General features: G+C 74.4%; 20 protein-coding genes and 2 tRNA genes. 7 read left to right on the top strand and 15 right to left on the bottom strand.

Annotation, left to right across the window (positions count from 1 at the left end):
• Nucleotides 1–49 precede the first annotated feature (49 nt).
• The 5 genes from O2W15_RS13475 to O2W15_RS13455 form a co-directional block, all read right to left on the bottom strand.
• Nucleotides 50–126: transfer RNA gene (locus O2W15_RS13475), tRNA-Met, on the bottom strand.
• Nucleotides 127–174: 48 nt separating this feature from the next.
• Nucleotides 175–2340, bottom strand: a complete 2166-nt coding sequence (locus tag O2W15_RS13470; protein ID WP_269164627.1) for a DEAD/DEAH box helicase — start codon at nt 2338–2340, stop codon at nt 175–177.
• Between the two features lie 375 nt (nt 2341–2715).
• Nucleotides 2716–2789, bottom strand: a tRNA-Met gene (locus O2W15_RS13465).
• Nucleotides 2790–2852: 63 nt separating this feature from the next.
• Entirely contained in the window at nt 2853–5798 is a 2946-nt protein-coding gene (locus O2W15_RS13460) for a UPF0182 family membrane protein (RefSeq protein ID WP_269164737.1), read from the bottom strand.
• A 233-nt stretch (nt 5799–6031) separates the two neighbouring features.
• On the bottom strand, nt 6032–7054 hold the full coding sequence (locus O2W15_RS13455; protein ID WP_269179778.1) for a YlbL family protein: 1023 nt from the start codon (nt 7052–7054) through the stop codon (nt 6032–6034).
• Nucleotides 7055–7335: 281 nt separating this feature from the next.
• Here O2W15_RS13455 and O2W15_RS13450 point away from each other — a divergent pair, with 281 nt between their 5' ends.
• Entirely contained in the window at nt 7336–8754 is a 1419-nt protein-coding gene (locus O2W15_RS13450; RefSeq protein WP_269164625.1) for a zinc-dependent metalloprotease, read from the top strand.
• A gap of 141 nt (nt 8755–8895) precedes the next feature.
• Here the strand turns inward: O2W15_RS13450 and O2W15_RS13445 are convergent, their stop codons facing one another.
• A complete protein-coding gene (locus tag O2W15_RS13445) occupies nt 8896–9513 on the bottom strand; it encodes a M48 metallopeptidase family protein (RefSeq protein WP_269164624.1) in 618 nt (205 codons plus the stop codon).
• A 350-nt stretch (nt 9514–9863) separates the two neighbouring features.
• Between O2W15_RS13445 and O2W15_RS13440 the strand changes: the two genes are divergently transcribed.
• Complete coding sequence (locus tag O2W15_RS13440; protein ID WP_269179777.1) at nt 9864–10934, top strand: ThiF family adenylyltransferase; 1071 nt, start codon at nt 9864–9866, stop codon at nt 10932–10934.
• A 16-nt stretch (nt 10935–10950) separates the two neighbouring features.
• Nucleotides 10951–12273, top strand: coding sequence for an ABC1 kinase family protein (locus tag O2W15_RS13435; RefSeq protein WP_269179776.1), 1323 nt, complete (start codon nt 10951–10953; stop codon nt 12271–12273).
• A 173-nt stretch (nt 12274–12446) separates the two neighbouring features.
• Here the strand turns inward: O2W15_RS13435 and O2W15_RS13430 are convergent, their stop codons facing one another.
• The 4 genes from O2W15_RS13430 to O2W15_RS13415 all read right to left on the bottom strand — a co-directional run bounded on the left by O2W15_RS13430 (nt 12447) and on the right by O2W15_RS13415 (nt 15807).
• Nucleotides 12447–12611: a hypothetical protein gene (locus tag O2W15_RS13430; protein WP_269179775.1), complete on the bottom strand. Its 165-nt coding sequence runs from the start codon at nt 12609–12611 to the stop codon at nt 12447–12449.
• A 122-nt stretch (nt 12612–12733) separates the two neighbouring features.
• Nucleotides 12734–13072: a WhiB family transcriptional regulator gene (locus O2W15_RS13425; RefSeq protein ID WP_269168893.1), complete on the bottom strand. Its 339-nt coding sequence runs from the start codon at nt 13070–13072 to the stop codon at nt 12734–12736.
• A gap of 162 nt (nt 13073–13234) precedes the next feature.
• Nucleotides 13235–13582 carry a hypothetical protein gene (locus O2W15_RS13420; RefSeq protein WP_269164619.1) on the bottom strand — a complete coding sequence of 116 codons (348 nt, stop codon included), beginning with the start codon at nt 13580–13582 and terminating at the stop codon, nt 13235–13237.
• 173 nt (nt 13583–13755) lie between these two features.
• Nucleotides 13756–15807: an ATP-dependent DNA helicase UvrD2 gene (locus tag O2W15_RS13415; RefSeq protein WP_269179940.1), complete on the bottom strand. Its 2052-nt coding sequence runs from the start codon at nt 15805–15807 to the stop codon at nt 13756–13758.
• 147 nt (nt 15808–15954) lie between these two features.
• Here O2W15_RS13415 and O2W15_RS13410 point away from each other — a divergent pair, with 147 nt between their 5' ends.
• The 3 genes from O2W15_RS13410 to O2W15_RS13400 all read left to right on the top strand — a co-directional run bounded on the left by O2W15_RS13410 (nt 15955) and on the right by O2W15_RS13400 (nt 17586).
• Nucleotides 15955–16218: a mycoredoxin gene (locus O2W15_RS13410; protein ID WP_036340330.1), complete on the top strand. Its 264-nt coding sequence runs from the start codon at nt 15955–15957 to the stop codon at nt 16216–16218.
• Nucleotides 16219–16321: 103 nt separating this feature from the next.
• Nucleotides 16322–16921: an ANTAR domain-containing response regulator gene (locus O2W15_RS13405; protein WP_269179774.1), complete on the top strand. Its 600-nt coding sequence runs from the start codon at nt 16322–16324 to the stop codon at nt 16919–16921.
• Between the two features lie 50 nt (nt 16922–16971).
• Complete coding sequence (locus tag O2W15_RS13400; protein WP_269179773.1) at nt 16972–17586, top strand: uridine kinase; 615 nt, start codon at nt 16972–16974, stop codon at nt 17584–17586.
• 46 nt (nt 17587–17632) lie between these two features.
• Here O2W15_RS13400 and nudC read toward each other — a convergent pair whose 3' ends face one another.
• From nudC to O2W15_RS13375, 5 genes are all read right to left on the bottom strand, one after another.
• Entirely contained in the window at nt 17633–18595 is a 963-nt protein-coding gene (gene nudC / locus O2W15_RS13395; RefSeq protein WP_269179772.1) for an NAD(+) diphosphatase, read from the bottom strand.
• The gene (locus tag O2W15_RS13390) at nt 18592–19977 is read right to left on the bottom strand and encodes a M16 family metallopeptidase (RefSeq protein ID WP_269179771.1); all 1386 of its coding nucleotides are present in this window, start codon (nt 19975–19977) and stop codon (nt 18592–18594) included. Before O2W15_RS13390 ends, nudC begins: the two co-directional genes overlap by 4 nt.
• Nucleotides 19974–21287 carry a M16 family metallopeptidase gene (locus tag O2W15_RS13385; protein WP_269179770.1) on the bottom strand — a complete coding sequence of 438 codons (1314 nt, stop codon included), beginning with the start codon at nt 21285–21287 and terminating at the stop codon, nt 19974–19976. Before O2W15_RS13385 ends, O2W15_RS13390 begins: the two co-directional genes overlap by 4 nt.
• 392 nt (nt 21288–21679) lie before the next feature.
• Entirely contained in the window at nt 21680–22603 is a 924-nt protein-coding gene (locus O2W15_RS13380; RefSeq protein WP_269179769.1) for a DUF2510 domain-containing protein, read from the bottom strand.
• Nucleotides 22604–22625: 22 nt separating this feature from the next.
• Nucleotides 22626–24047, bottom strand: a complete 1422-nt coding sequence (locus tag O2W15_RS13375; protein WP_269179768.1) for a M20/M25/M40 family metallo-hydrolase — start codon at nt 24045–24047, stop codon at nt 22626–22628.
• A 61-nt stretch (nt 24048–24108) separates the two neighbouring features.
• On the opposite strand from O2W15_RS13375, the gene O2W15_RS13370 reads away from it, so the two are divergent.
• On the top strand, nt 24109–24999 hold the full coding sequence (locus O2W15_RS13370; protein WP_269179767.1) for an alpha/beta fold hydrolase: 891 nt from the start codon (nt 24109–24111) through the stop codon (nt 24997–24999).
• The last annotated feature ends 39 nt before the right edge of the window (nt 25000–25038 follow it).

Genomic DNA, 25038 nt, shown 5'->3' with positions numbered 1-25038 from the left:
CACACAGACGGAGGGCCCGGTCACCGTGACGGTGACCGGGCCCTCCGGTTGGTAGCGGGGACAGGATTTGAACCTGTGACCTCTGGGTTATGAGCCCAGCGAGCTACCGAGCTGCTCCACCCCGCGTCGCAGGGAGAACACTACCGCACCCCTCAGACCACCTGCACCGGGGGGTCAGAGGGCGATCTCGGCGGCCGGCACCGGGGGCGCCGCCGCCTCCAGGGCGTCGGTCAGCAGGGCGACGAGCGCCTCGAGCTGGACGTCGGTCGACGACCCGACCTCCTCGTCGGACCCGTCCAGCGCGCGGGCGGCGAGACCGGCCTTGCTGTCGATCAGCTCGGCGATCCGGGCGTCGATCGTCTGGGCGGCGATGATCCGCCAGGCGGTGACCGGCTCGGTCTGGCCGATCCGGTGGGCGCGGTCGATGGCCTGGGTCTGCTCGGCGTCGGTCCAGGAGAGCTCGGCGAGCACCAGGTTGGAGGCGACCTGCAGGTTGAGCCCGACGCCGGCCGAGGTCAGCGAGCAGACCGCGACGGCGACGTCCGGGTCGTTGACGAACGCGTCGATGTTCCGCTGCCGCGCCCCCGGCGTCTGGTCGCCGCGGATCGAGGAGAAGCGGACCCCCTGCTTGGTGAAGACCTCCTCGGCGGTGTCCATGACGTCGATGTGCTTGGCGAAGAAGACGACCTTGCCCGCGCTGCGGGCGAGCTGGGCCGCGTAGTCGGCCGCGAGGCCCGCCTTCGCCTCACCGATCCGCCGCATCATGCTGAAGACGTTCTCCCCGGCCTTGGCCGTGGTGGCGTCCTTCAGCTCCCAACGGGCCACCTGGCGCACGAGGCCGGCGTCGATGCCCTCGACGACGGTGGCGGACTCCCGGGCCGCGATCGCCGACTCGTACCGCTTCACCAGCCGGCGGGAGAGGTCACGCTCGGCGGCGCGGATCGACCGCCCGGCCGGCCCGTCCAGCTCGACCGGCAGGTCGGCGACCCGGCGCGCGGGGATGTCGGCGGCCACGTCCACCTTGCGGCGCCGGACGATGCCCAGGTCGATGACGCAGCGGCGGGCGGCGCTGTAGAACCCGGCGTCGGCGGGCGTCAGCGCGGTCTCCTCCAGCGCGTCCATCAGCTCGGCGAGCGGCTTGGCGTCGTCGATCCAGCCGAGGAACTGCCAGATGGCCCGGAAGTCCTCGATGTCGTTGATCAGCGGCGTGCCGGTGAGGGCCATCAGCAGGGGCCGGGGGTTGCGGGTCCGGATCCGCTCGGAGAGCTCCAGCACGTGCTGGGAGCGCTGGGAGGTCTTGTTCTTGATGAAGTGCGCCTCGTCGACGACCATGCCGCCGAAGCCGAAGTCGCCGAGCCAGCCCACGTGGCGGTCCAGGACCTCGTAGTTGACGACGACGATGTCGGCGAAGCCGTCGATCGTGTCCCCGTTGCCGTGGATCACGGTGGCCGAGCGGTGCGGCACCCAGAGCCCGGCCTCACGTGCCCAGTTGGTCTTCACCACGTTCGGGACGACGACGAGCAGCGGGTAGGCGTCCGCCGCCTCTGCGGCGAGCAGCGCCTGCGCCGTCTTGCCCAGGCCGGGTTCGTCGGCGAGCAGGAACGTCCGGTGACCGGCGGCGGCCGCGGCGACCAGCTGGCCCTGGTGCGGCATCAGGTCCAGGCCGGCCGGGGTGAACCGGCTGGTCGGGAAGGGCAGGTCCAGGCACGCCGGGGCTCCCCCGGAGGCGCGCTCGAACGAGTTCAGCAACGGGCCGAGCAGCTCCCACCCGGCCAGGCGGCGCGGACGGGGGGCGGCCGGCCGGACGGCCGAGAAGTCCGGAGCCAGGAACGGGTTGGCCATCTGCCGCGAGACGACCGACTGGGGCACCACCTGACGTTCCGGGGCGACGGGGGCGGCAGCGGGCTCCGGCGGCGGGGCCTCGTCGGCGGTCGGCTCGACCCCGACGGACTCCAGCACCTGCCGCTTGAGCGACCTGGCTGCCTCCGACACGACCGCGTCCTCGGCGAGGAGCGCGAGCAGGCCGGAGTCCCGCACGGCGGTCTTCGCCAGGATCGTCCCGATCCCGTCCAGCCGCTTGAGCTGCTCGGTCCGGCGACTGTCGCTGCCGGCCTCCTCCGCCCGGACCCGGGCGTGCTCCTCGCGGACCAGCAGTGCCACGACCTGGAACTTCGCGCGCACGGCCGGGGTCACCCGGCCGCGCTGGGCGGCCGCCTCGACCTCCCGGACGGTGCGGGCGAGCACGGCGATCAGGTCGCCGTCCTCGCGGTCGCGGGCGCGTCGCTGGGTGCGCGGGGCGCCCCGGCGGGTGCCCGCCTGGGCCTGGCCTCGTCGAGCCAAGGATCCTCCTCTGGAACGCCCGGCACGGTGCCGCGGCGGGTGCCGCACACAGGTCCGCGGTCGCCGGTGACGGCGGTCGCGAGGAGCGCCCAGGACGGGCACTCCGGTCCACGACCCGGCCCCACGGATCTGCAGGAGATCGACGCATCGGGGCCGGACAGCCCACCTGCGGTGGGGACCTGCAGCCACCACTCGGTGACCGGGACACCCACCACACGGGAGAAGTCGTCGCCGGACGTGCGACAGGTCCCTGCGGCAGGTGCTGCACCCATGCTAACGGCCATTCCCCCGACCGGGGAGGTCGGCGGGGCAGGCCACGCTCCTGCACGAACGGGAACGGCCCTCACAGTGACTGTGAGGGCCGTTCCGTCGTCGTAGCGGGGGCAGGATTTGAACCTGCGACCTCTGGGTTATGAGCCCAGCGAGCTACCGAGCTGCTCCACCCCGCGTCGGTAGACAGGACAGTACCAGCTCTGCGGGGAGGGGCCGGAGGGCCCCCTCCCCGCCTGAGCTCAGCCGCCCGGGGACGCCTCGGCCGCCGCCTGCGCCGCCTGGTACGTCTCCACCGCGACCTGCAGGTCCTCCAGGGCAGCACCCTGGCCGGCGAAGTCACCGCCCTGCTGGGCAGTGCGGAGCGCCTCCAGCGCGGCGTTGATGTCCGAGACCGCGTCGGCCATCTCCGGGGTGCCGTTCGCGTCGCCCCCACCCACCGGCACCTCAGGATCCGGTACCGGCTCCGGCACGACGTCCGGGGTGGCGTCCTCGTCGACGGTGTCGGCGATGTCGTCGCTGTCGGTGGCCGACTCCCCCGCTCCGGCGCCGAAGACCTGGTCCAGGGCCTCGGAGAGGGTGTTGGCGTAACCGATCCGGTCCCCGAAGTTGACCAGCACCTTCTGCAGCAGCGGGAACCCGCCCTCACCCGACGACCGGACGTACAGCGGTTCGACGTAGAGCAGCCCCTCGTCCCCGATGGGCAGGGTGAGCAGGTTTCCGAACACCGCCGTCGAACTGTCGCTGTTGAACAGGGTCAGGTCGGGCCGGATCAGGTTGTTGGTCTCGAAGGCGTTCTGCACCTGGCCCGGTCCACGGAACGGCGTGTTCCCGGGCAGCTGCAGGACCTGGATCTCCCCGTAGGTCTCCGGCGCGCTCGAGGCGGAGATGAACGCCGACAGGTTCTGCCGTTCGAAGGCGTTCATCGGGCTGGTCAGCTGGAAGCTGGCCTCCGCGTCACCCGGCCGCTGGGCCAGGATGTAGTACGGCGGCTGGTCCTGCGTGGTGTCCTGGGTCGGGTCGTCCGGGATCTGCCAGCGGTCGTTCTGGTTGTAGAAGTCGACCGGGTCGTCGACGTGGTAGCGGGTGAGGATCTCCCGTTGGACCTTGAACAGGTCCTCCGGGTACCGCATGTGGCTCTCCAGCTCGGCACTCATCGAGTCCCGCGGCTCGACGACGCCCGGGAACGCCTGCATGTAGGTCTGCAGGACCGGGTCGGACTCCCACTCGTACAGCGTCACCGAGCCGTCGTAGGCGTCGACCGTGGCCTTCACGGAGTTGCGGATGTAGTTGAACGTCTCGTTGGGCAGCGCGGTCGTGCCGGTGCCCGTGAGCGCGTCGGTCGCGGCCTCGCCCAGCTCCATCTGCTCGGCGTAGGGGTAGGAGTCCGAGGTGGTGTAACCGTCGAGGATCCAGACGATCCGCCCGTCGATCACCGCCGGGTAGGGGTCGCCGTCGACCTCGAGGAACGGTGCGGCCTTCTGCACCCGGTCCCGCGGGTTGCGGATGTGCAGGACCTTGGACTCCTCGTTGACCGCCTCGGAGAGCAGGAAGTTCCGCTCGCGGTAGAAGATGGCGAAGGTCAGCTGCCGGAAGAAGCTGCCGGCCGCGATCCCGCCGGTGCCGTCGTAGGTGTTGTTGATCTGCCCCTCGTCCGAGCCGCCCTCCGGCTGGTCGAACTCCCGCGGCTCGGCTGCCTCGGGTGCACCGACCACCGAGTAGTCGTTCATCAGCTCGCCGTAGTAGACGCGGCTCTGGTCCACCGGGATGTTGCCGGTCGTGGGCAGGTTGCCGGTGGTGAAGTTGGGCTCGCCGCCCTCCCGGCCCGCGGTCACCTGGTTGGCCGGCGCGGCCACGAAGCCGTTGCCGTGGGTGTAGACGGTGTGCCGGTTGATCCAGCTGTCCTGGTTCTCGCTCAGGCCGTCGCTGTCCAGCTCGCGGACGGCGACCACGTAGTCCTGGGTCTGGCCGTCGATGGTGTACCGGTCGATGTCGAGCTTCTCCGGGAACCCGTACACGTTGCGGATCTGCTGGCGCGCGGTGAACGTGTCGCTGAGCACGTTGGGGTCCAGCAGGCGGGCGTTGGGGATGGTCTGGTCGTCGTTGCGCAGCTCGGACAGGACGGCACCGACGTTGGGATCGCCGGCAGTGTCCTGCGCGTAGTCGACGTACTCGACGTCGTCGAGGCCGTAGGCGTCGCGCGTGGCCTCGATGGCCCGCTCGATGTAGGGCGCCTCGCGCTGGTTGGCGCTCGGGTTGACGACGAACTGCTGCACGATCGCCGGGTAGGCCACGCCGATCACCAGGCTGGAGGCCAGCAGCAGCACCAGCGCCGCGGCCGGCAGCAGCGTGTTGCGCACCAGGATGTTGGCGAAGAACGCGATGGCGCAGATCGCGGCCACGACGACCAGGATGTTCTTCGCCGGCAGCAGGGCGTTCAGGTCGGTGTAGGAGGCACCGGTGTAGACGTCACCGCGGTTGGAGTAGACCAGCTCGTAGCGGTCCAGCCAGTAGGCGATCGCCTTGAGCGCCACGAACGCCCCGACCAGGACCGACAGCTGCACGCGCGCCGCGCCGGTGAGCTTCTGGCCCGGGGTCTGCAGCCGCAGACCGCCGAACACGTAGTGGGTCAGCACCGACCCGATCAGCGACAGCAGGACGATGGCGAAGCCGAAGCCCAGCAGCAGCCGGTAGAACGGGTAGTCGAAGACGAAGAACGAGATGTCCAGCCCGAACTGCGGGTCGACCGTCCCGAAGTCGGTGGAGTTGCGGTAGGTCAGCCAGGTCTGCCAGCTGCCCTGGGCGGTGATGCCGGCGAACAGGCCCAGGACGACGCCGATGCCGGCGAGCACCAGCTTGCGCCGCGGCTCCACCGACTGGCGGTAACGCTCGAGGTTCTGCTGCTCCAGCGACATCGGCCGGAAGGTCGGGCGGAACCGGTAGGCCAGGTACACCGCGAGGGCGACCAGCCCCCCGGTGGCCACCGCGGCCACGGCGAACAACAGAGCACGGGTCTGGAGCTCGGTCCAGAACACCTCGGTGAAGCCGGTCTCGTCGAACCAGAGGTAGTCGACGTAGACGTTGGTGAGCGTGCCGATCACGGTGAAGAGCACCAGCAGGACGGCGACGACGCCGATGACCAGCTTGGCGCGCCGGGACAGCGTCGGCACCGGCACGGGGGGCCGCATGGCCACGGTCGGTCTCCTGTCTTCTTGCTGCTTCGAGATGGCGCGGGCTCAAGGGCCCGGCCGGGGAACACGATCACAGGGGACCCGGGAACCGCCAGTGGCGGGAGGCGGGACCGCTGGGGTCCGCTCCCTCAACTGTTGTCGACGGCGCCGGGTTCCCAGCGGGTCACGGGCAGGTCACGGCGGGCTGACAGTCGGTGCCACACGGGGCGGTGAGCACTGCAGGGGCACCGTCAGCACGGCGTGGGGGTCCGCCCGGCACGCAGGTCCGCCAGGGCGGTGAGCGCGTCGTCCAGCGTCGCCACCCGGGCCGTCGGCAGCCCCTCCTGGGCGTTCTGCACCGCCTCGGCACAGTTCTCGGCGGGCACCAGGAAGAGCTCGGCCCCGATCTCCCGGGCCGCGACGAGCTTGAGCGGGATGCCACCGATCGGCCCCACCACGCCCTCGGTGTCGATCGTCCCGGTACCGGCGATCACCGCCCCCTCGGTGAGGTCGGTGTCGCCCACGAGGTCGATGATCCCCAGGGCGAGCATCAGGCCGGCGGACGGGCCACCGACGTCGGCGACCTCGATCCCGACGTCGAACGGCGCGTACGGGGTCTGCAGCACCAGCACGCCGAGCGCCGACCCCTCGCCCTCGGCCGCGGCGGACGTGGTCACCGTCGTCGACCCGGGCTCACCCCGCCGCCGGTAGTCGACGACCACCTCGGAGCCGGGCGGGGTGGCCGCCAGCACGGCCGACAGGGCGTCCAGGTCGGAGGTGGGCGTGCCGTCCACCGCGTCGATCGCGTCCCCGGCCTCCAGCCGCCCCTCCGACGCCGACTCCTCGGCCAGCTCCTGCACGACGACCGCCTCGGAGTACCCCAGCTCGCCCAGCGCAGCGCCCCGGGCGGCCTGCTCGGAGGTGAGGAAGGCCTGCCGGTTCTCCGCCTGGGTCTCCTGCACCGATCGGCCCGAGGGGTAGACCTGCTCCCTCGGCACGACCACGACCTCGCTGTCGAACCACCCCTGCACCGCGCCCACCAGCGTCAGCTCGTCCTGCGGGATGCCGACGGTGGTCAGGTTCAGGTTGCCCGAGACGTCGTTGGGCTCGCGGCCCTCCACGCTGATGATCGGCGTGCCGTCGATGTCGCCCAGGGTGTTGTAGGTCGGGCCCGGCACCTGGGCCACGAAGGGCACCGGGAGCAACGTCCCGAGCATGCCGAACACCAGCAGCAGCAGCGTCCCGGCGACCAGGACGGTGGTCCGCCGGGTCACCGGTGCACCGCACCCGCGGCGGACGGCTCCGTCCGCGACGTCGCCGTGTCCACGCCCGTGCCCTCGACCACGACTCCTCCTCGCTGGCGGTCGACCGCCCTCGGCGGGCCCTGCCACCGTCGTCGGGCCCGCGGCCCGGCGGGCGGGCCCGTCGAACGGCGAGCGTAGGTGACCAGCGCAGGTCGCCGGTCCGACGCAGGTCAGCGGCCGGCCGGGGCGGAACGACCGGTGCCGGGTCCGGACGGCGGTCGACCGGCGTCCAGCGCGGTTACGGTGGGGACATGAGCGATCTCCCCTTCGGCTTCGGGCCCCCTGACCGTGACCCCGAGCGCCGGGGCGAGCCCGGCGGGCAGGGCGGCGACGGGCCGGCCGGCAACGACCCCTTCGGCCTCGGTGCACTCTTCGGCGCTGCCGGGGCAGGCGGCGGCAACCCCGCGGAACTGCTCGGCAAGATGCCGCTGTTCGCCGAGCTGCAGAAGCTGATGAACTGGTCGGGCGGCCCGGTGAACTGGGACCTCGCCCGGCAGGGCGCGATCAGCCAGCTGGCCCCCGGCCACCAGCCCACCTCCGCCGGTGAGCAGGCGGCCGTCACCGAGTCGCTGCGACTGGCCGACCTCTGGCTGGACCAGGTCACCGACCTGCCCTCCGGCGTCGACCGGGGCCTGGCGTGGTCCCGGGTGGAGTGGGTCGAGCAGACGCTGCCGGCCTGGACCGCGCTGATCGACCCGCTGGCCGAGCGCGTGGTGGCGGCCATGACCAGCGCGCTCCCGGCCGAGGCCGCGTCCATCGCCGGCCCGCTCGCCGGGATCATGGGCCAGATGGGCGGCGTCATGTTCGGCGCCCAGGTCGGCCAGGCGCTGGCCCGGCTCGCCGACGAGGTCACCACCAGCACCGACGTCGGCCTGCCGCTGGGGCCGCAGGGCGCCGGCGTCCTGGTGCCGCAGAACGTCGCTGCCTTCGGTGAGGGTCTGGACCGTCCCGAGGACGAGATCCGGCTCTTCCTGGCGCTGCGCGAGGCCGCCCACCAGCGGCTGTACGCCCACGTGCCGTGGCTGCGCCAGCAGCTGACCGACGCCGTACACGCCTACGCCCGTGGCATCCACGTCGACCGGGAGGCCATCGAGCGCGGCCTCAACGACGCGATGAGCGGCATGGAGGGCGGGCTGGACCCCAGCGACCCGGAGAGCATCCAGAAGCTGCTGGGCAGCGGGCTGCTCGAGCCGGAGGAGACCCCGGAGCAGCAGATGGCGCTGCGCCGGCTGGAGACGCTGCTGGCCCTGGTCGAGGGCTGGGTGGACAGCATCGTCTCCGCGGCCGCCGCCGAGCGGCTGCCCGGCCACTCGGCGCTGGCCGAGACGATGCGCCGGCGCCGGGCCTCGGGCGGGCCGGCCGAGCAGACCTTCGCCACCCTCGTCGGGCTCGAGCTGCGCCCGCGGCGACTGCGGGACGCCAGCACGGTCTGGGGTGCGATGGCACAGCAGCACGGCCCGGCCGAGCGCGACCGGCTGTGGTCGCACCCGGACCTGCTGCCCACCTCCGACGACCTCGACGAGCCGTTGGACTTCGTCTCCCGCCAGGGAGCGGGCGACCCGTTCGCCGAGCTGACCGGCGGCATGGACGAGCAGCCGGACGGCACGCCGCCCGAGCAGGGTGAGACCACCCCGGACGACGAGGACGGCGGAGCAGAGCCCCGCGCCTGACCTCCCCCTGGCGGCGGGGCTCGTGCCGTACTGGCACGGCCCCGCTGCCAGGTCCCCCCGCGAGCGTGGTGACGCGCTGGAACGGCCCCGTCCCGAGGCTCGCCCCGAGCCTGCGAGGGGTGAGGAGGACGGGGTCCTTCCTCAGTCGACGGCGCCGGGCTCCAGCTCGTCGCCGTCGGTGGCCTGGTCGCCCGTGGAGCCGTGTTCGAAGCCCTCGAGGAAGCCCAGCGCCCGCTCGGCCTGCGGGTAGGCGTGCACCAGCGCCCAGAAGCGCTGGTCGTGGTTCGCTTCGAGCAGGTGCGCCAGCTCGTGCACCAGGACGTAGTCGACGACGAACTCCGGCATGCCCCGCAGCCGGCTCGACAGCCGGATGGTCCGGTCGGCCGGGGTGCACGACCCCCAGCGGCGGTTCTGGTTGTCCACCCAACGGACGCTGGCCGGCACCGCCCGCCCGCCCAGGTGCGCCCGGGACAGCTCCAGCGCCCGGTCCATCAGCTCGTCGTCGGAGGCGAGGGTGCGGCGACGCCGCTCCTCGCGGGTCTGCAGCTTGGCGACCATCTGGTCCACCCAGCGCCGCTCCTCGGCAGCGCTGAAGGCCGCCGGGATGAGCACCACGGTGCGCCCGTTCTCCCGGTAGGCCGTGACGGTCCGGCGGCGTCGGGCGCTGCGGCGGACCTCCACCTCCGGCACCGGACGGGCAGCCGTGCGGACAGCGGGGACGGCCGTCGACGGCGCGCGGCGGTCGGGTCGCTTCTCCACGCACGCACCGTATCGGGCCGGGCGGCGGACGCTGAGGGTGAGGACACCCGGTCGTGGACAGGTGCACACGGACAGTGGACACCGGTCGGGCAGCTGTCCCCCGATCGATGGACGGCGGGTGGTCACTCCACAAGTCCGCCTGGGCGTTCCTGCAGGTGAGTGGAGCGGACGGCGTCCTCTGCCCGGCGTCGTCCCCGCCCACTCCCCCGGTCGTGCACAGCGACACGCCAGCCGGTCAACACCGTGTCCACACCGCCGTCCACAGGTTGTGGGGGAAGGCCGGCGGCCCCGCTCCCAGGCCTGTGGACGACGGCTGCGGGCCGGGCCGCCGCGCTGGCACCCTCCCTCCGATGACCGAGAGCCCACACCCGCTGCTGCCCGCCGCCACGCCGCTGCTCCGGCTGGACCCGCAGCTGCTGCAGATCGGCGGGGTCGACGGGCGCGACGGGCTGCGGGTCCACCCGGCCGGCAAGGAGGTCGCCGCCCTGCTGCGCCGGCTGGACGGCCGCCGCAGCGAGCGCACGGTGCGCGCCGAGTCGGTGGCCGCCGGCGTGCCCGGTGACGTGGTGGACGACCTGCTGGCCGGGCTGCGCGGCACCGGCCTGCTGCACGACCTGGCCGCCGCCGACCTGCTGGCCACCGACCCGGGCCCGGCCGCGGTCGCCCGGGCCGGGCTGGAGCTGCCCGCTGCGGTCCCGCGGGCCGGCACGGGCGGGCGGTGGCGCGTCCGCCGGCAGAGCGCGGTCGTCGTCGACGGCGCGACCCGGGTGGGCGCGCCGCTCGCCGCGATGCTGGCCGCGAGCGGGGTGGGGTGGGTGCACGTCCGGGACCGGGGCGCGACCCGCGCCGAGGACGCCGTCGTCGGTGGGGTGACGGCGGCCGACGAGGGGCGCCCCCGGGCGCTGGCTGCGGCCGACGCCGTCCGGCGGGCCAGTCCGCTGACCGACCTCCGGCCGCTCCCACCGGACCGGGCACCGGACCTGGTGGTGCTGTGCCGCCCCTGGGCAGCCGCCGATCCGCTGTCCGCGGCCCTGCACCAGGCGGGCACCCCGCACCTGGTCGCCACGGTGCGCGAGGAGACCGGCGTCGTCGGTCCGCTCGTGCTGCCGGGCAGCCCTGGAGGCGGTTGCCTGCGCTGCGCCGACGCCTGGCGGCGGGACGACGACCCGGCGTGGCCCCGGCTGGCCGCCCAGCTCGCCGCGGTCGAGCCGGCCCCCAGCGGCGCCACCGTCACCTGCCTGCTCACCGCGGTCACCGCGGCCGTCCAGGTGCTGGCCCACCTCGACGGCGACGACGACCCGGTGACCGTGGGCGCGGCTCTCGAGCTGCACCCGCCCGACCTCCTCCCCCGCCTGCGCCGCTGGCCGCCACACCCGGGATGCGCCTGTCGAGGGGCCGGTCGGGGCGCGCCACCGCCGTAGAGGGGACACTGGTGTGGTGAGTGACACCGGACGGGACATCCCGCGGGGGGCGGTGTCACGAACGGCACGGCTCGCCTCCCTGCCGCTCGGCGCCGCCGGGCGCGCCACCCTGGGCATCGGCAAGCGACTCTCCGGGGTCTCGTCCGAGGAGGTCAGCGCGGAGCTGCAGCAGCAGACGGCCGAGCAGTTGTTCGCCGTGCTGGGCCAGCTCAAGGGCGGCGCCATGAAGCTGGGCCAGCAGCTGTCGATCTTCGAGGCCGCGGTGCCCGAGGAGATGGCGGGGCCCTACCGCGAGGCGCTGGTCAAGTTGCAGGAGGCGGCTCCGCCGATGCCGGTGCGCACCGTGCACGCGGTGCTCGCCCAGCAGCTGGGCGGGAGCTGGCGCGAGCGGTTCCGCGAGTTCGACGACACCCCGGCCGCGGCGGCCAGCATCGGTCAGGTGCACCGGGCCACGTGGCGGGACGGCCGGGACGTCGCGGTGAAGATCCAGTACCCCGGTGCCGGCACCGCGCTGATGGCCGACCTCAACCAGCTCGCCCGCTTCGCCCGGATGTTCGCGGTGCTCTTCCCCGGCATGGAGGTCAAGCCGCTCATCGCCGAGCTCAAGCTGCGCGCGGAGGAGGAGCTGGACTACGGGCTGGAGGCCGACGCCCAGCGGGCGTTCGCCGCCGCCTACGCCGGCGACGACCAGATCGTCGTCCCCCGGGTGGTGGCCAGCGCACCGAAGGTCATCGTCTCCGAGTGGCTCGAGGGCATCCCGCTGTCCCGGGTCATCGCCGATGGCACCCGGGAGCAGCGCAACCGGGCCGGGCTGCTGATGTCGGTGCTGCACTTCTCCGGGCCGCAGCGAGCCGGGCTGCTGCACGCCGACCCGCACCCGGGCAACTACCGCCTGGTGCCCGACGGGCGGCTCGGGGTCATCGACTTCGGTGCCACGGCCCGGCTGCCCGGAGGCCACCCCGAGCCCATCGGCCGGCTGGTCCGCTGGGCGCTGGAGGGCCGCGCCGAGGACGTGCTGGCCGACCTCCGCGCCGAGGGCTTCGTCCGCGAGTCCATCGAGGTCGACGCCCAGGGGGTGCTGGACTTCCTGCTGCCCTTCCTGGCTCCGGTGTCGGCCCCGTCGTTCCAGTTCAACCGGGCGTGGATGCAGGAGCAGGCGAACCGGATCGGCGACCCGCGCAGTGACGCCAGCCGGCTGGGCCGCCAGCTCAACCTGCCGCCGGCCTACCTGTTGATCCACCGGGTGACGATGGGGTCGATCGGCGTGCTGTGCCAGCTCGACGCAGAGGCGCCCTACCGCGGCGTCTGCGAGGAGTGGCTGCCCGGCTTCGCCGGCTGACCTGTCGTCCTCACGGACGACACCGCGGCCAGCTACCGTCCCGGCTCAGGCGGAGCCGCTGGGTCCGTCCCGACCGGGAGCCTGCGGCCCCGCGGTCGGGACGGACAGCGGCTGCCGCCGCACGGTGGTGCTGTCCTGTGACGCCGTCCTGTGCTCGCGTCGCCCCGCCGTCGTCACCAGACGGCGGAGTTGGCGCGGGCGGCCCGCTGGGAGGCCCGCTCCGCCCGGCGCGCCCAGCGCCGGGCGGTGATCAGCCGCCGGGCCCGGGCGGACGACTCCGCCTCGGACATCCGCCGGGTCATGTGGGATCTGGTCAGGTCCTGGTCGAACGAGTGCATCGTGGTCCCTCAGGGTGTGCCGGTACCGCTGCGCGGTCGCCGGGTGGCGGTACATCGGGTGGCCGGTCGCCCCGGGTGGGGACGCCGGACGGGCGGGAGCCCGCTGCTCCGGTGCCGCGGCCTCATGCCGCGGCCTCGGTCCGGACCTTGGGCGGGCGGCCCCGGGGCCGCTTCCGGGCGATGACGACCCCGTGGTCGAAGATCTCCCCGCCCCAGACGCCCCAGGGCTCGGCCCGGTCGAGCGCCCCGGCCAGGCAGGCCGACCGCACCGGGCACGTCGCGCAGTGCGCCTTGGCCTGCTCGAGCTGAGCCGGGCTCTCGGCGAACCACAGGTCGGCGTCCTGCACCCGGCAGGGCAGCCCCCGACGGGCCACCTCCCGGGCCGGCGCCTGGGTGGACACGTGCGTGCGGTCGAGCCCGGGTCGGCGATGGGACGTCGCGGGGTCGATCGTGGTCTGCACGGCCGCTCCTCCTCTTCCTTCGTCTGTGCGGCCGGTCGGCGGGGCCCCGCCGACCGGTGTGGTCGGGGTTCCGCGGCGGCTCGTCGAGACGCTGGAGCAAGACGAAGGCCGCGGTACCCGGTGTCCGGGTTCCGCGGCCTCGAGGAGGACCTGCTGGGCGTGCTAGCCCAGTGGGTCTTCCGGGGGCAGGTCACCCGGGGTGTTGCTGGTGTGCCGAGCAGGGGCGCCGATGACGGCGTTGCCCTTCAGGGCGGTGGTCTGGACGGACGGGAGAGCATCGGTGCCGAGGCGCGCACCGGTGGTGGACAGGCCGGTCGTGCCGGCGGCGGCGGTCAGGCCGCGGAGGCGGACAGCAGGCACCGAGCCGGCGAAGGACAGACCGGTGCCGTACTGCGGAGCGGCGGCGGGCGCCATCGCGACGACCCACTCGGCCGGGACGGAGCAGCGCAGGCCGACGGCCGGCGAGGTCACGGTGCGCACGCCGGCGTTGGTGATGTCGGTGGTGATCACGGGGCCCCTCCTTCCGAGGGTCGGAGTCCGGCCTCTCGGCCGGTCTCGCTGCGGTCTGCTGCGGGGTGGTGCGCTGCTGCTGGTGCGGTGGTGCGTCCTGGATCACTCCCAGGTGGTGGAACGAAGGCTAGGGGAGCTGCCGGAGACGGGTCAATCGAATTAACCGAGATTCCTCAGGACGTGTGTTCGCCCTGGTCGGGGCCGTGTCGGCCCTCGACGGTGGCGATCACCTCGGCGCCGTAGAGATCGAGCTTGCGGGCTCCCACACCCGGCAGCGCGGACAGCTCGCGCGCCGTGGTGGGACGCGTCTCGGCGATCGCCTGGAGCGTGGCGTCGGTGAAGACGACGTACGCCGGCACGGATGCGGCCTCGGCGGCGGTGCTGCGCCAGGCCCGCAGCCTCTCGAACAACTCCCCCGCCTCGCCCTCGAGGACGACCTTCGGCCGCTTGGCCGGACGGCGCGGCGTGGCAGCCGCGTCCGGCGTCAGGCCGTCGAGGAACCGGCTGCGCGGCCGGGATCGGCGGCCACCGGGGTTGCGGGCCAGCGACCAGGACAACGTGAGCTGCTCGCGGGCCCGGGTGACCGCGACGTAGAGCAGCCGGCGCTCCTCCTCCACCGCCTCGGGGCGGGACTGCGACTGGGCGATCGGGAGCACGCCGTCGACCAGCCCGACGACGAACACGGCGTCCCACTCCAGGCCCTTGGCCGCGTGCATCGAGGCCAGCGTCACCCCCTGCACGGTGGGGGCGTGCTGTGCGTTGGCCCGCTCGGCGAGGTGCGCCACGAAGCCGGCCAGGTCCAGCGTGGGCTGCTCGGCCACCAGGTCGACGGCGAGGTCGACCAGCGCGGCCAGGGACTGCCAGCGGTCCCGCGCGGTGCCACCGGGAGGTGGCCGGTGCTCCACCCAGCCGGTGGAGGCCAGCACGTCCCGGACGGCGGGCACCAGGGCGCCGGGGTCGTTCCCACCGGCCGCGGCCCCGCGCAGCAGCAGCACCGCCTCACGGATCTCCGGCCGCTCGAAGAACCGCTCGCCGCCCTTGAGCACGTAGGGCACCCCGAGGTCGGCCAGTGCGGACTCGTACACCTGCGACTGGGCGTTGATCCGGAAGAGCACCGCGATCTCGCTGGCCGGCAGCCCACCGTCGACCAGCTCGCGGCAGGCGCGCGCGACCGCGGCGGCCTCGGCCGGCTCGTCGGGGTGCTCGACGAACCGGGGAGCCGGCCCCTCGGCCCGCTGGCCCAGCAGCCGCAGCCCGGGCAGCCCCTTGCGGGGCGGCGCCTGGCCGATCAGCTTGTTGGCCAGCCCGACGACCTGCGGCGTGGACCGGTAGTCGCGCTCGAGCTTGACCACCTCGGCGTCGCCGTAGCGGTCGGCGAACCCCAGCAGGTACTCCGGGTCGGCGCCGGTGAAGGAGTAGATCGTCTGGTTGGGGTCGCCCACCACGCAGACCTCGGCGCGACCGCCGAGCCAGGCGTCCAGCAGCCGCTGCTGCAGCGGGTTGACGTCCTGGTACTCGTCGACGACGAAGTGCCGGTACTGGGCGCGCACCTCGCGGGCGACGTCGCGGTGCTCCTCGATCGCGTAGGCGGTGACCAGCAGCAGGTCCTCGAAGTCGAGGGCGCCGTCGCGCTGCTTGGCCGCCTCGTACCCGCGGTACACCTCGGCGACGGCGGCGGCGTCGAACGGCAGGTCGCGGGCGGCGGCCGCGGCCCGGACCGGGTAGTCCTCCGGGGTGGCCAGCGTCGTCTTCGCCCACTCGATCTCACTGGCCAGGTCACGCAGGCTGGTGCGGTCGGTGGTCAACCGCGCCCTGGTCGCCGCACCGGCGACGACGCGCAGCTTGTTCTCGATCAGCTCGGGCATGGGCCCGCCGAGCACGCGCGGCGCGAAGTACCGCAGCTGGCGCATCGCCGCGGCGTGGAAGGTGCGGGCCTGGACACCGCCCACGCCCAGGGCCGACAGCCGGCCGCGCAGCTCGCCGGCCGCCCGGGCGGTGAAGGTGACCGCCAGCACCTGTTCCGGGACGTACTCACCCAGGTGGACGCCATAGGCGATCCGGTGGGTGATGGTGCGGGTCTTGCCCGTCCCGGCGCCGGCGAGGATGCACACCGGCCCGCGCACCGCCTCGGCCGCTGCCCGCTGCTGCTCGTCCAGGCCCGCGAGCACGGCCTCCGGCCCGGTCGGCCCCTCGGCGGTGCTCCGCTCGTCCTCGATCCGCTGCATCGCCACGACCCGATCCTCCCAGCCGCCTCCGACGGCCGGGGGGAAGGATCCCCAGGCCCGGTGCGTTCCGCCAGCGGCAGGCCCCGGGGCACGGGGCCACCCTCCCCGGGTGGCCTCCCGGGGGACACACGAGGGAGGATCCACCCGATGAGCACTCCGACGGCCGCGGTCACGATGTACACCACCAACTGGTGTGGCTACTGCATGCGCCTGAAGAAGCTGATGGACCGCGACGGGATCGACTACGCCGAGGTCAACATCGAGGTCGAGGAGGGCGCTGCCGACATCGTCATGCAGGCCAACGGGGGCAACCGCACCGTCCCGACCCTGGTCTTCGCCGACGGCTCGGCGCTCACCAACCCCAGCATCGACCAGGTGAAGGCCCAGCTCGCGCAGCTGCCCGGCGCGTGATCGCTGGTCCGTGGCCCCCGGGAGCGATGATCGTCCGCCCGGGAGCTGCGGCTCGTCTCCCGCCGACCGGGCCCCGGCACCGAGAGAGGCCGAGATGGAGCCGATGACCGGGCCGTCGCTGCCCGGGAGCCGGCCGGTGGCGGTCGCGCTGCCGACCGACGTCCTGCTGAGCCCGTCCGGAGGGCCTGCCGCCGTCGTGGTCCGCACGAGGCGCGGCTGGTCGGTGCTCAGCCCCCTGCACCCCCTCGGGGGCGCGCCGGAGGGGCCGGTCGGCGACTCCGGCGGCGGCTGGGGCGAGATGGTCGACGGGCTGGCGCTGGTCGAGGCGATGACCCTGGCCGATCTCGTGGCCGGCGAACTGGGCACCACGCCGGAGCCGGACCGCCAGGCGCGGCGGGCGGCCCGGACGGCCGGTCCACCGGCCCCTGCCGCGAGCGGTGCGGGCGCGTGCGGCGACCCGCGGGACGAGGAGATGGCCGCGCTGCGCCGCACCGTCTCCCAGCTGGAGCACGCGTTGGCCGCCCGGGTCTCGATCGAGCGGGCGATCGGCGTCCTGGCCGAGCGGCACGGCACCAGCCCCCGGGAGGCGTTCGAGCAGCTGCGTGGGCAGGCCAGGTCCCAGGGCCGGCCGGCCGCGGAACTCGCCGCGGAGGTGCTCGAGGCCCTCCCCGCGCGCGACGCCGTCTCCGGGGCCCCCAGCTGACCGCTCCGCTCCCGCTCTCCCCCGACGCGCTGGCCGACCGGCTGGCCGAGTTGCTGTCGGGGCTGCCGCCCGAGTCCGGCGCCACCTCGCTCCGGGTCGCCGTCGACGGACCGGAGCTGCCCGGCGCGCCGGGGACGACCGGTCCGCAGGTGCTGGCCGATGCCGTGGCCGAGCGGCTGCCCACGTTGAGCCGGCCGGCGGTCGTGGTCCCGGCCGAGGGCTTCTACCGACCCGCCTCGCTGCGACTGGAGCACGGTCGCACCGACCCCGACGCCCGGTACAGCGACTGGCTGGACGCCGCCGCCCTGGCCCGTGAGGTGCTGGACCGGTGCGGCCCGCGGGGCACCGGGGAGCACCTGCCCGCGCTGTGGGACCTCGAACGGGACCGGGCCGCGCGGGCGGAGTACCGCCCCGCCCCCGCCGGTGGGGTGCTGCTCGTGCCGGGCTCGCTGTTGCAGGGGCTGGGGCTGGCGTTCGACGTCGTCGTCCACCTGCGGGTCAGCCCGGCCGCCCGACGGCGGCGGGCGCCCGCCGACCGGGCCTGGGAGCTGCCGGCCTTCGACCGCTACGACGACGAGGTGGACCCGATGGCGCTGGCCGACGCAGTGGTCCTGGCCGACCACGCCGACCGGCCGGCCCTGGTCCTGCAGGGGCGCTGGAGCTGACGACCCCGCTGCCCGGCGCCCGCCGCGAGCTCGCGAGGGGCGCCTCCTAGAGCTCGCCGGCCACCCAGCGGTCGATGATGTGCCGGGCGATGGAGACCGTCGGGGGCAGCGCCTGCGGGCCGGTGCCCGAGCGCAGCTCCTCCCGGCTGAACCACCGGGCCTCTTCGATCTCGTCGTGGTCGATGCGCAGCTCCTCACTCGTCGCGCGGGCGACGAAACCGAGCATCAGCGACTGCGGGAACGGCCACGGCTGGCTGGAGACGTAGCGGACGTCGGTGACCGCGATGCCGACCTCCTCGGCGACCTCACGGGCGACGGCGGCCTCGGCGGACTCGCCCGGCTCGACGAAACCGGCCAGGATCGAGAACCGGCCCGCCGGCCAGACCGCCTGCCGGCCCAGCACGCACCGGTCGCCCCCGTCGTGCACCAGCATGATCACCGCGGGGTCGGTGCGCGGGAACACCTCGCGGCCGCTGTCGGGGTCGCGCTGCACCCAGCCCGCGCGCTCGATCGTGGTCGCCGCTCCCGTGATCGGGGAGAACCGGTTGCGCTCGTGCCACTCGATGATGCCCACCGCCTGGACCAGCAGGCCCGCGTCCAGGTCACCGAGTGCGCCACCGACCTCGCGCAGGCCGGCCCAGGAGTCGACCGGCCGGCCGGCCACGGTCAGTGAGCGCGGGGTCCGGAGCGCGCCGTACACGACCCCGTCGGCCTCACCGAGGTAGATGGCACCCTCCGGCCAGGCGGGCTGCTCCTCGTAGACGAGCTCCGGGCCGGCCGGCCCCTCGTGCACCGGCGCCGTGCGCCGCTCGTCGACGCGCAGCACGCGGACGGGGCGGCCCTGCGCCGGGTCGGGCAGCGACCGGGCCAGGTGGCCCCGGTCGTGGGCGGCGCGGGACAGCAGCGGGAGCTCGGTGACGGCGCCGGCGTGCCGGTCCTCCGGCCAGTCACCGCGGGCCGGCGGCGGCGGGTTGTCGGCCGGGGTGCTGCCGCCGGGTGGGACGCTCACGCGAGCGACTCGGGCACCGGCTCAACGGACGGGGCGGTGACCTCGATCGGGCCGAGCACGCGCAGCTGGTCGGCGACCTCCTCGGCGTCCCCGACGACGACCGCGGTCAGCCCGGCCGGCGACAGCCACCGCCGGGAGGCCTCGGTGACCTCCTCGACGGTCACCGCGGCCAGCGCCTGCTGGTGGTCGGCGAGCCAGTCGGCGGACAGGCCGGCACCGAAGAGCGCCGAGAGCGTGCTGGCGAGCCCGGCGTGCGTCGCCGTCCCGAGGGCCAGCGTGCCCAGCAGGTAGCGGCGGGCGGAGTCGAGCTCGGCCTCGGTGACCGGCGTCAGCGCCATCCGGCCCAGCTCGTACACGGTCTCGAGCAGGGCGGGGCCGGTGACACCGGTGGCGACGTCGGCCTCCACGGTGAACGAGGAGCCGGCCATCAGGTGCTCGACCGAGCTGCGCGGGCTGTAGGTGTAGCCCCGGCGCTCGCGGATGTTCTCCACCAGCCGGGAGGAGAAGTAGCCACCGAAGACCATGCTGGCCAGCCGGAGCGCGGGCAGCTGCGGGTCGGTGCGGCCCGGCGCCGGCCCGCCCAGCCGGACGTTGGACTGCACCGCGCCGGCCCGGTGCACCAGCTCCAGGGGGCCGGGGGCGAGCGTGGGCACCGGCGCGGCCGCGACCGCCTTGCCCTCGGCGACCCAGTTGGCCAGGGCGGTGCCGACGACGTCGACCGCCGCTGCGGGATCGACGTCGCCGACCAGCACGAGCGTGCTGCCGGCGGGCAGGACCCGCTCCCGGTGCAGCTTGCGCAGCGCCGCCGGGGTGACCGCCGCGACCAGCTCGGCCGCGGGCAGCTGCTGGGCGTACGGGTGGGCACCGAACCGGCGGGCGGCCAGCGCCGACCGGGCGATGACACCGGGCTGGGACCGGGCGATGAGGATGCGCTCCCCCACCCGGGCCCGCTCGGCGTCGACCGGGCCCGCCGGGTAGGTCGGCGCGGTGAGCAGCTCGGCGAGGACGTCCAGGACGGCGCCGAGCCCGTCGGGGAGCATCGTGGTGGAGAACAGCAGCCGGTCGGCGTCCGCCGAGACCGACAGCTCGCCACCGTGCGTCTGCAGCAGCTGGGCGATCTCCAGCTGGTCGTGCCGGGCGGTGCCCAGCAGCACGGCGCTGGCCAGCAGCGCGGTGCGGGCCGCGTGCGTGGCCGCCGCCCGGGGCGCGGAGGCGGCGAAGGGGACGCGCAGGCGCAGCTCGACCAGCGGCACACCCGGCCGCGGGACGACGACCAGCCGCAGCCCGTTGGGCAGCGTGGTCTGGTGCACCTCCGGCGCCACGGCGGGCCGCGGTTCGCGCAGCGGCGGGATCAACGAGAAGTCCAGCACGGGTGCACTCATCGGGCTGCTCCTCCGGTCGCGCGCAGTTCGAGGACGGCGGCGGTGTCCGGCGAGAGCCCGCGGGCCGCCGCCTGCACCTGGTCGGGCGTGACCGCGGCCAGCCGGGCGGCGAGCTCGCCGGCCAGCTCGGCCCGGCCGTGGATGAGCTCGGCGGAGGCGAACCCGAGGGTGCGGCCGAGCACGGAGTCGGCCTGTTGGAGCAGCTGCGCCTCGGTGCGCGCGGTCACCCGGGCCAGCTCGTCGGCGGGGACGCCGTCGGTGGCGACCTTGTCGACCTCCTCGTGCACCGCGGTGAGCACCCGGTCGACCGGGACGTCGGCCGGGTGGTGGACCTGGCTGACCAGCAGCGTGGCGTCACGGACGTCGAAGGGGTCACCGAAGAGGCCGAGGTAGGTGCTCTGCGCCACCGCGAGCCGGTCGGTGTGCAGCAGCCGGCGCTCGAGCCGGGAGGCATCGCCCTCGCTGAGCAGCTCGGCCAGCAGCACGGTGCCCAGATAGGTGTCCAGGTCACCGACCGGGTCGGGCACCCGCCAGCCGATCGCCACGGCCGGCGCAGGCGCCAGGCGGTCCTCGACCACACCGCGGCGGACCGTGGTGGGCGAGGGCTCGCCGACGACCGGGGCCGGCGGGGCCGGGCGGGCGGGGACCGGGTCGAACCAGCGGCGGACCAGCACCTCGGTCTCGGCCGGGTCCAGGTCGCCGCCGATGCAGAGCACCGCGTTGGACGGGGCGTAGTAGCGGGAGAAGAAGTCCGTGGCGTCGTCGACGGTGGAGGACTCGAGGTCGACGAAGGAGCCGTAGCCGTCGTGCGTGTTGGCGAAGCTCTCGAACGCGATCTCCGGCAGCTGCAGCCAGGGGAACGCGCCGTAGGGCCGGTTCAGCACGTTGACCCGGATCTCCTCCTTGACCACGTCGATCTGGTTGCTGAGGTTCTCCTCGGTGATCGCCGGGGCCGCCATCCGGTCGGCCTCCAGGAAGATCGCCCGCTCCAGCGCCTCGGCGGGCAGGGCCTGGAAGTAGTTCGTGTAGTCCTGGTGGGTCGACCCGTTGAACGTGCCGCCGGCGGCCTGGACGAGGCGGGCGTGCTCCATCTTCGGCACGTTCGCCGAGCCCTGGAACATCATGTGCTCGAAGAGGTGCGCGAAGCCGGTGCGGCCCGGCGGCTCGGATCGCATGCCGACGTCGTAGAAGACGCTCACGGCGACGACGGGGACACTCCGGTCCGGCGCGAGGACGACCCGCAGCCCGTTGTCGAGCGTGAACCGCTCCACCGGGTGCCGCAGGGTCAGGTCGGGCCCAGCTGCTGTCACGCCACCGACCCTAACCGCGCCGGACGACACGCCGCAGACGGGGACGGCCGAGCCACCCCGGCCGGGCTACCGCCCCACCTGGTGGGGCCGCCGACCTCGAGCCGGCGTAGCGGCCCGTGGCCGTGCGCCGCGGCAGCCCACGGTCCGGGGCGGGTCGACCTGCGGAGACTTGTGCTCTGGTGCATCAGTGCAGCCAGAGCACGAGCGCGCCAGGCACCACACACGGCCAGCGCCACACGGCCAGCGCCCCACGGCCAGCGCCCCACGGCCAGCGCCATGCGCATGGCATCGCAGGTCAGCACCACAGGGTCAGCCGCGCCGGAGACCCGGGGACGGCTCAGCGCGACCGGAGCAGGGCCGCCGGCCGCGGTGCGACCCGGAGGACCGCGAGGTCACAGCACGTCGACGTCGGCGAGCACCCGGTCGATGACCCCGTACAGCTCGGCGTGCGTGTTCGGTACGGACAGGTAGAGCAGGGCAGGCGCGGGCCGGCCGACGTCGATCAGCAGCAGGGCGGCCCGCTCGCCGCTGGCGTCGTAGCCCTCGGCGTCCCAGGTGAGGTCGAACTCGACGACCCAGGCCGCCGCCCCGTCGACGGTCACCGCCTCGTCGCGGCGGATCTCGCGCTCGTTGGGCTCCGGGTAGTAGCGGGCGCGCACCGAGTCGGCCACGGCGGTGGCCGTGGACTGCAGGGTGTCGGGGCCGGCCCACCCGTAGAAGGGGGCGAGCGGCCCCGAGGTGCACTGGGCGATGAAGACCCCGCTCTCGCCGGGCAGGTCGTCCTGGGTGACGAAGTACTGGCCGGCGACCGCGGCCATCTCCAGCTGCACGCCCCGGTCCCACTCGAACCAGCCGGCACCGAGGAAGGGGTAGGAGATGCCGGCGGCCTCGTCGATGATCCGCACCGTCCCGGGAGGGAACTCCCGGCCGGGCGCAGGGGCAGCTGCGGCCATCGGTGCCTCGTCGTCCGGCTCCGGATCGGTCCCGGAGCTCCCGATCAGCAGCCCGGCCAGCACCAGCACGAGCACGAGCAGGAACCCACCCAGCCCGAGCAGCAGCGGGTTGCGGCGCGGCCGGGCCGGCTCGGGGCTCCCCCAGGAGTCCCAGGACGACGGCGGGACCTGCGCCGGCGGGGCCTCGAACGGCCGTCCGACGGTGACCCCCGGGCCGGCCGGGGTGGTGACGTCGGACCAGGTCAGTCCGTTCCACCAGCGGACCAGCCCCGGGGCGCCGTCCGGGTCGGGGTACCAGCCGGCCGGGGGCGCGCTGCCCTGACCGGTCGGCTGCCCGGCCACCTCGGGGCCCGGCCCGCTCATCGTCGGCGCTCCCCCCTCGTGCTCAGCGCGCCGGGAACGGGACGGTGGCGAGCTCGCGCCACAGGTGGGCGGCGGCCTCGGCGCCGCGGTACAGCATCGGCAGCAGCACCCGCTCGTTCGGCGAGTGGATCCGGTCGGTGGGCAGGCCGGCGCCGAGGAACAGCAGCGGGGCGCCGAGGATGCCGGCCAGGTCGGCCTCCGGGCCGCTGCCGCCCTCGCGGGTGAACAGCACCTGGTCGGCGTCGGTGTCGAACGCCTGCCCGATGGAGCGCAGCAGCGCGTCCATGGCCGGGTGGTCGATGTCGCTGCGGCACGGGGCGACGCCGCCCGGCGGGACGTGCACGTCGGCCTCGATGCCCGCCGGGGTGTTCGCCTGCACCCAGGTGCGGACCTGCTCGCCCAGGTCGGCGGGCACCTGGTCGGCGACGAGCCGGAAGGTCACCTTGGCGTGCGCCTCGGCCGGGACGATGGTCTTGTGGCCGGGGCCGGTGTAGCCACCCCACATGCCGTTGACCTCGGCGGTCGGGCGGGCGCCGATCCGCTCCAGGGTGCTGAAGCCCGCCTCGCCGGTGGCCACGCGGGAGGCGGCCGGGCCGGCCAGCCACGCCTGCTCGTCGAACGGCACCCGGGCCATCAGCTCGCGCTCGCGGTCGGTGAGCGGCCGCACCTTGTCGTAGAAGCCGGGCAGGGTGACCCGCCCCGACTCGTCGTGCAGCGCGGCCAGCAGCTCGGCCATGGCGTGCAGCGGGTTGGGCACGGCGCCACCGAAGGAGCCGGAGTGCAGGTCGACGGCGGGTCCGCGGAGGGTGATCTCGGCGTCGGCCAGCCCGCGCATGGCGGTGACGGCGCTGGGGACGTCGGGGGCGGCCATGCCGGTGTCACTGACCACGACGACGTCGCAGGCCAGCCGGTCGGTGTGGGCGCGCAACAGGTCGGCGAAGTACGGCGACCCGGACTCCTCCTCGCCCTCGATGAGCAGCTTCACCGTGACGGCGGGGGTGTCCCGGCCGGTGGCGGCCAGGTGGGCGCGCATGCCGAGCAGGTGGAAGGCGACGTTGCCCTTGTCGTCGATGGCGCCGCGGGCGTGCAGCTCGGGGCCGTCGGGGCCCTCGACCCGGGTGGGCTCGAACGGCGGCCGCTCCCAGAGCTCCAGCGGGTCGACCGGCTGGACGTCGTGGTGCCCGTAGACCAGCGCGACCGGCGCACCGGCGTCCGCCGAGGGCCACTCGGCGAAGACGGCCGGAGCGCCCTCGGTCGGCCAGATCTCCACGGTCGGGAACCCGGTGCGGCGCAGCGCCTCCGCCAGCCACTCGGCACTGGCGGCCACGTCGCCGGCGTGTGCCGGGTCGGCCGAGATCGACGGGATCCGCAACCAGGCGTCGAGGTCGGCGTGCAGGTCGTCGAGGTGGGCGGTGACGAAGTCGCGTTCGGCGGAGCTGCTCACGCCGTGGACGGTATCCCGCCGTGCCGACGCAACCGGCCAGGTGCCGGGCTAGGTTGCCTGCATGGCCGTGGGGATGCTGCAGGTGGACGTGGGCGACCTGACCTTCGACGTCCGGACGGACGGGCCGGAGGACGGTCCGCCGGTGCTGTTGCTGCACGGCTTCCCGGAGACGTCGCTGAGCTGGTCGGCGGTGACCCCGCTGCTGGCCCAGGCAGGGCTGCGCACCTACGCACCCGACCAGCTGGGCTACTCCCCCGGCGCCCGTCCCGGGGAGGTGGACGCCTACGCGCTGACCAACCTGGTGCAGGTGACCGCGGACCTGATGACCGCCCTGGACGTGCCGGTCGCCGACGTCGTCGGGCACGACTGGGGCGCGAACGTGGCCTGGGGCCTGGCCGGCTGGCACCCCGACCGGGTCCGCACCCTGACCGCCGTCTCGGTGCCGCACCCGACGGCCTACACGCTGGCCTTCCGTGCCGATCCGGAACAGAAGGAGCGGTCGGCCTACATCAAGCTCTTCTGGCAGGCCGGCAAGGCCGAGGAGGTGCTGCTCGACGACGACGCCCGACGACTGCGGCGGATGCTCGACGCCCCGGGCGTGCCTCCCGAGGCGGTCGACGTCTACGTGCGGCAGCTGTCCGCGCCGGGCGCGCTGACCGCGGCGCTGAACTGGTACCGGGCGATGAGCTCGGCCACCCGGGTCGACCCGGTGGAGGTGCCGACGACGTACGTGTGGAGCGACGGCGACGTGGCGGTGGGCCGGATCGCCGCGGAGGCGTGCGCGGACCAGGTCACCGGCGACTACCGCTTCGTGGAGCTGCCCGGGGTCACCCACTGGGTCCCGGAGCAGGCACCCGAGGACCTCGCCCGGGCGGTGCTGGACCGGATCGCCCGAGGGACGGCGGCCGGCCGGGCGACAGACAGCGGGTTGGCACGGAGCGAGCAGGGGTAGACGCGACGCCGTGACCGTGCCGCCGCGCTGCCCCGACCG

Origin of the sequence: Modestobacter sp. VKM Ac-2979 (assembly GCF_026967995.1) — a bacterium.
Lineage (GTDB): Bacteria > Actinomycetota > Actinomycetes > Mycobacteriales > Geodermatophilaceae > Modestobacter.
Note: the sequence above shows the minus strand (reverse complement) of the source record. Positions and strands in the feature narration are given on the sequence as shown.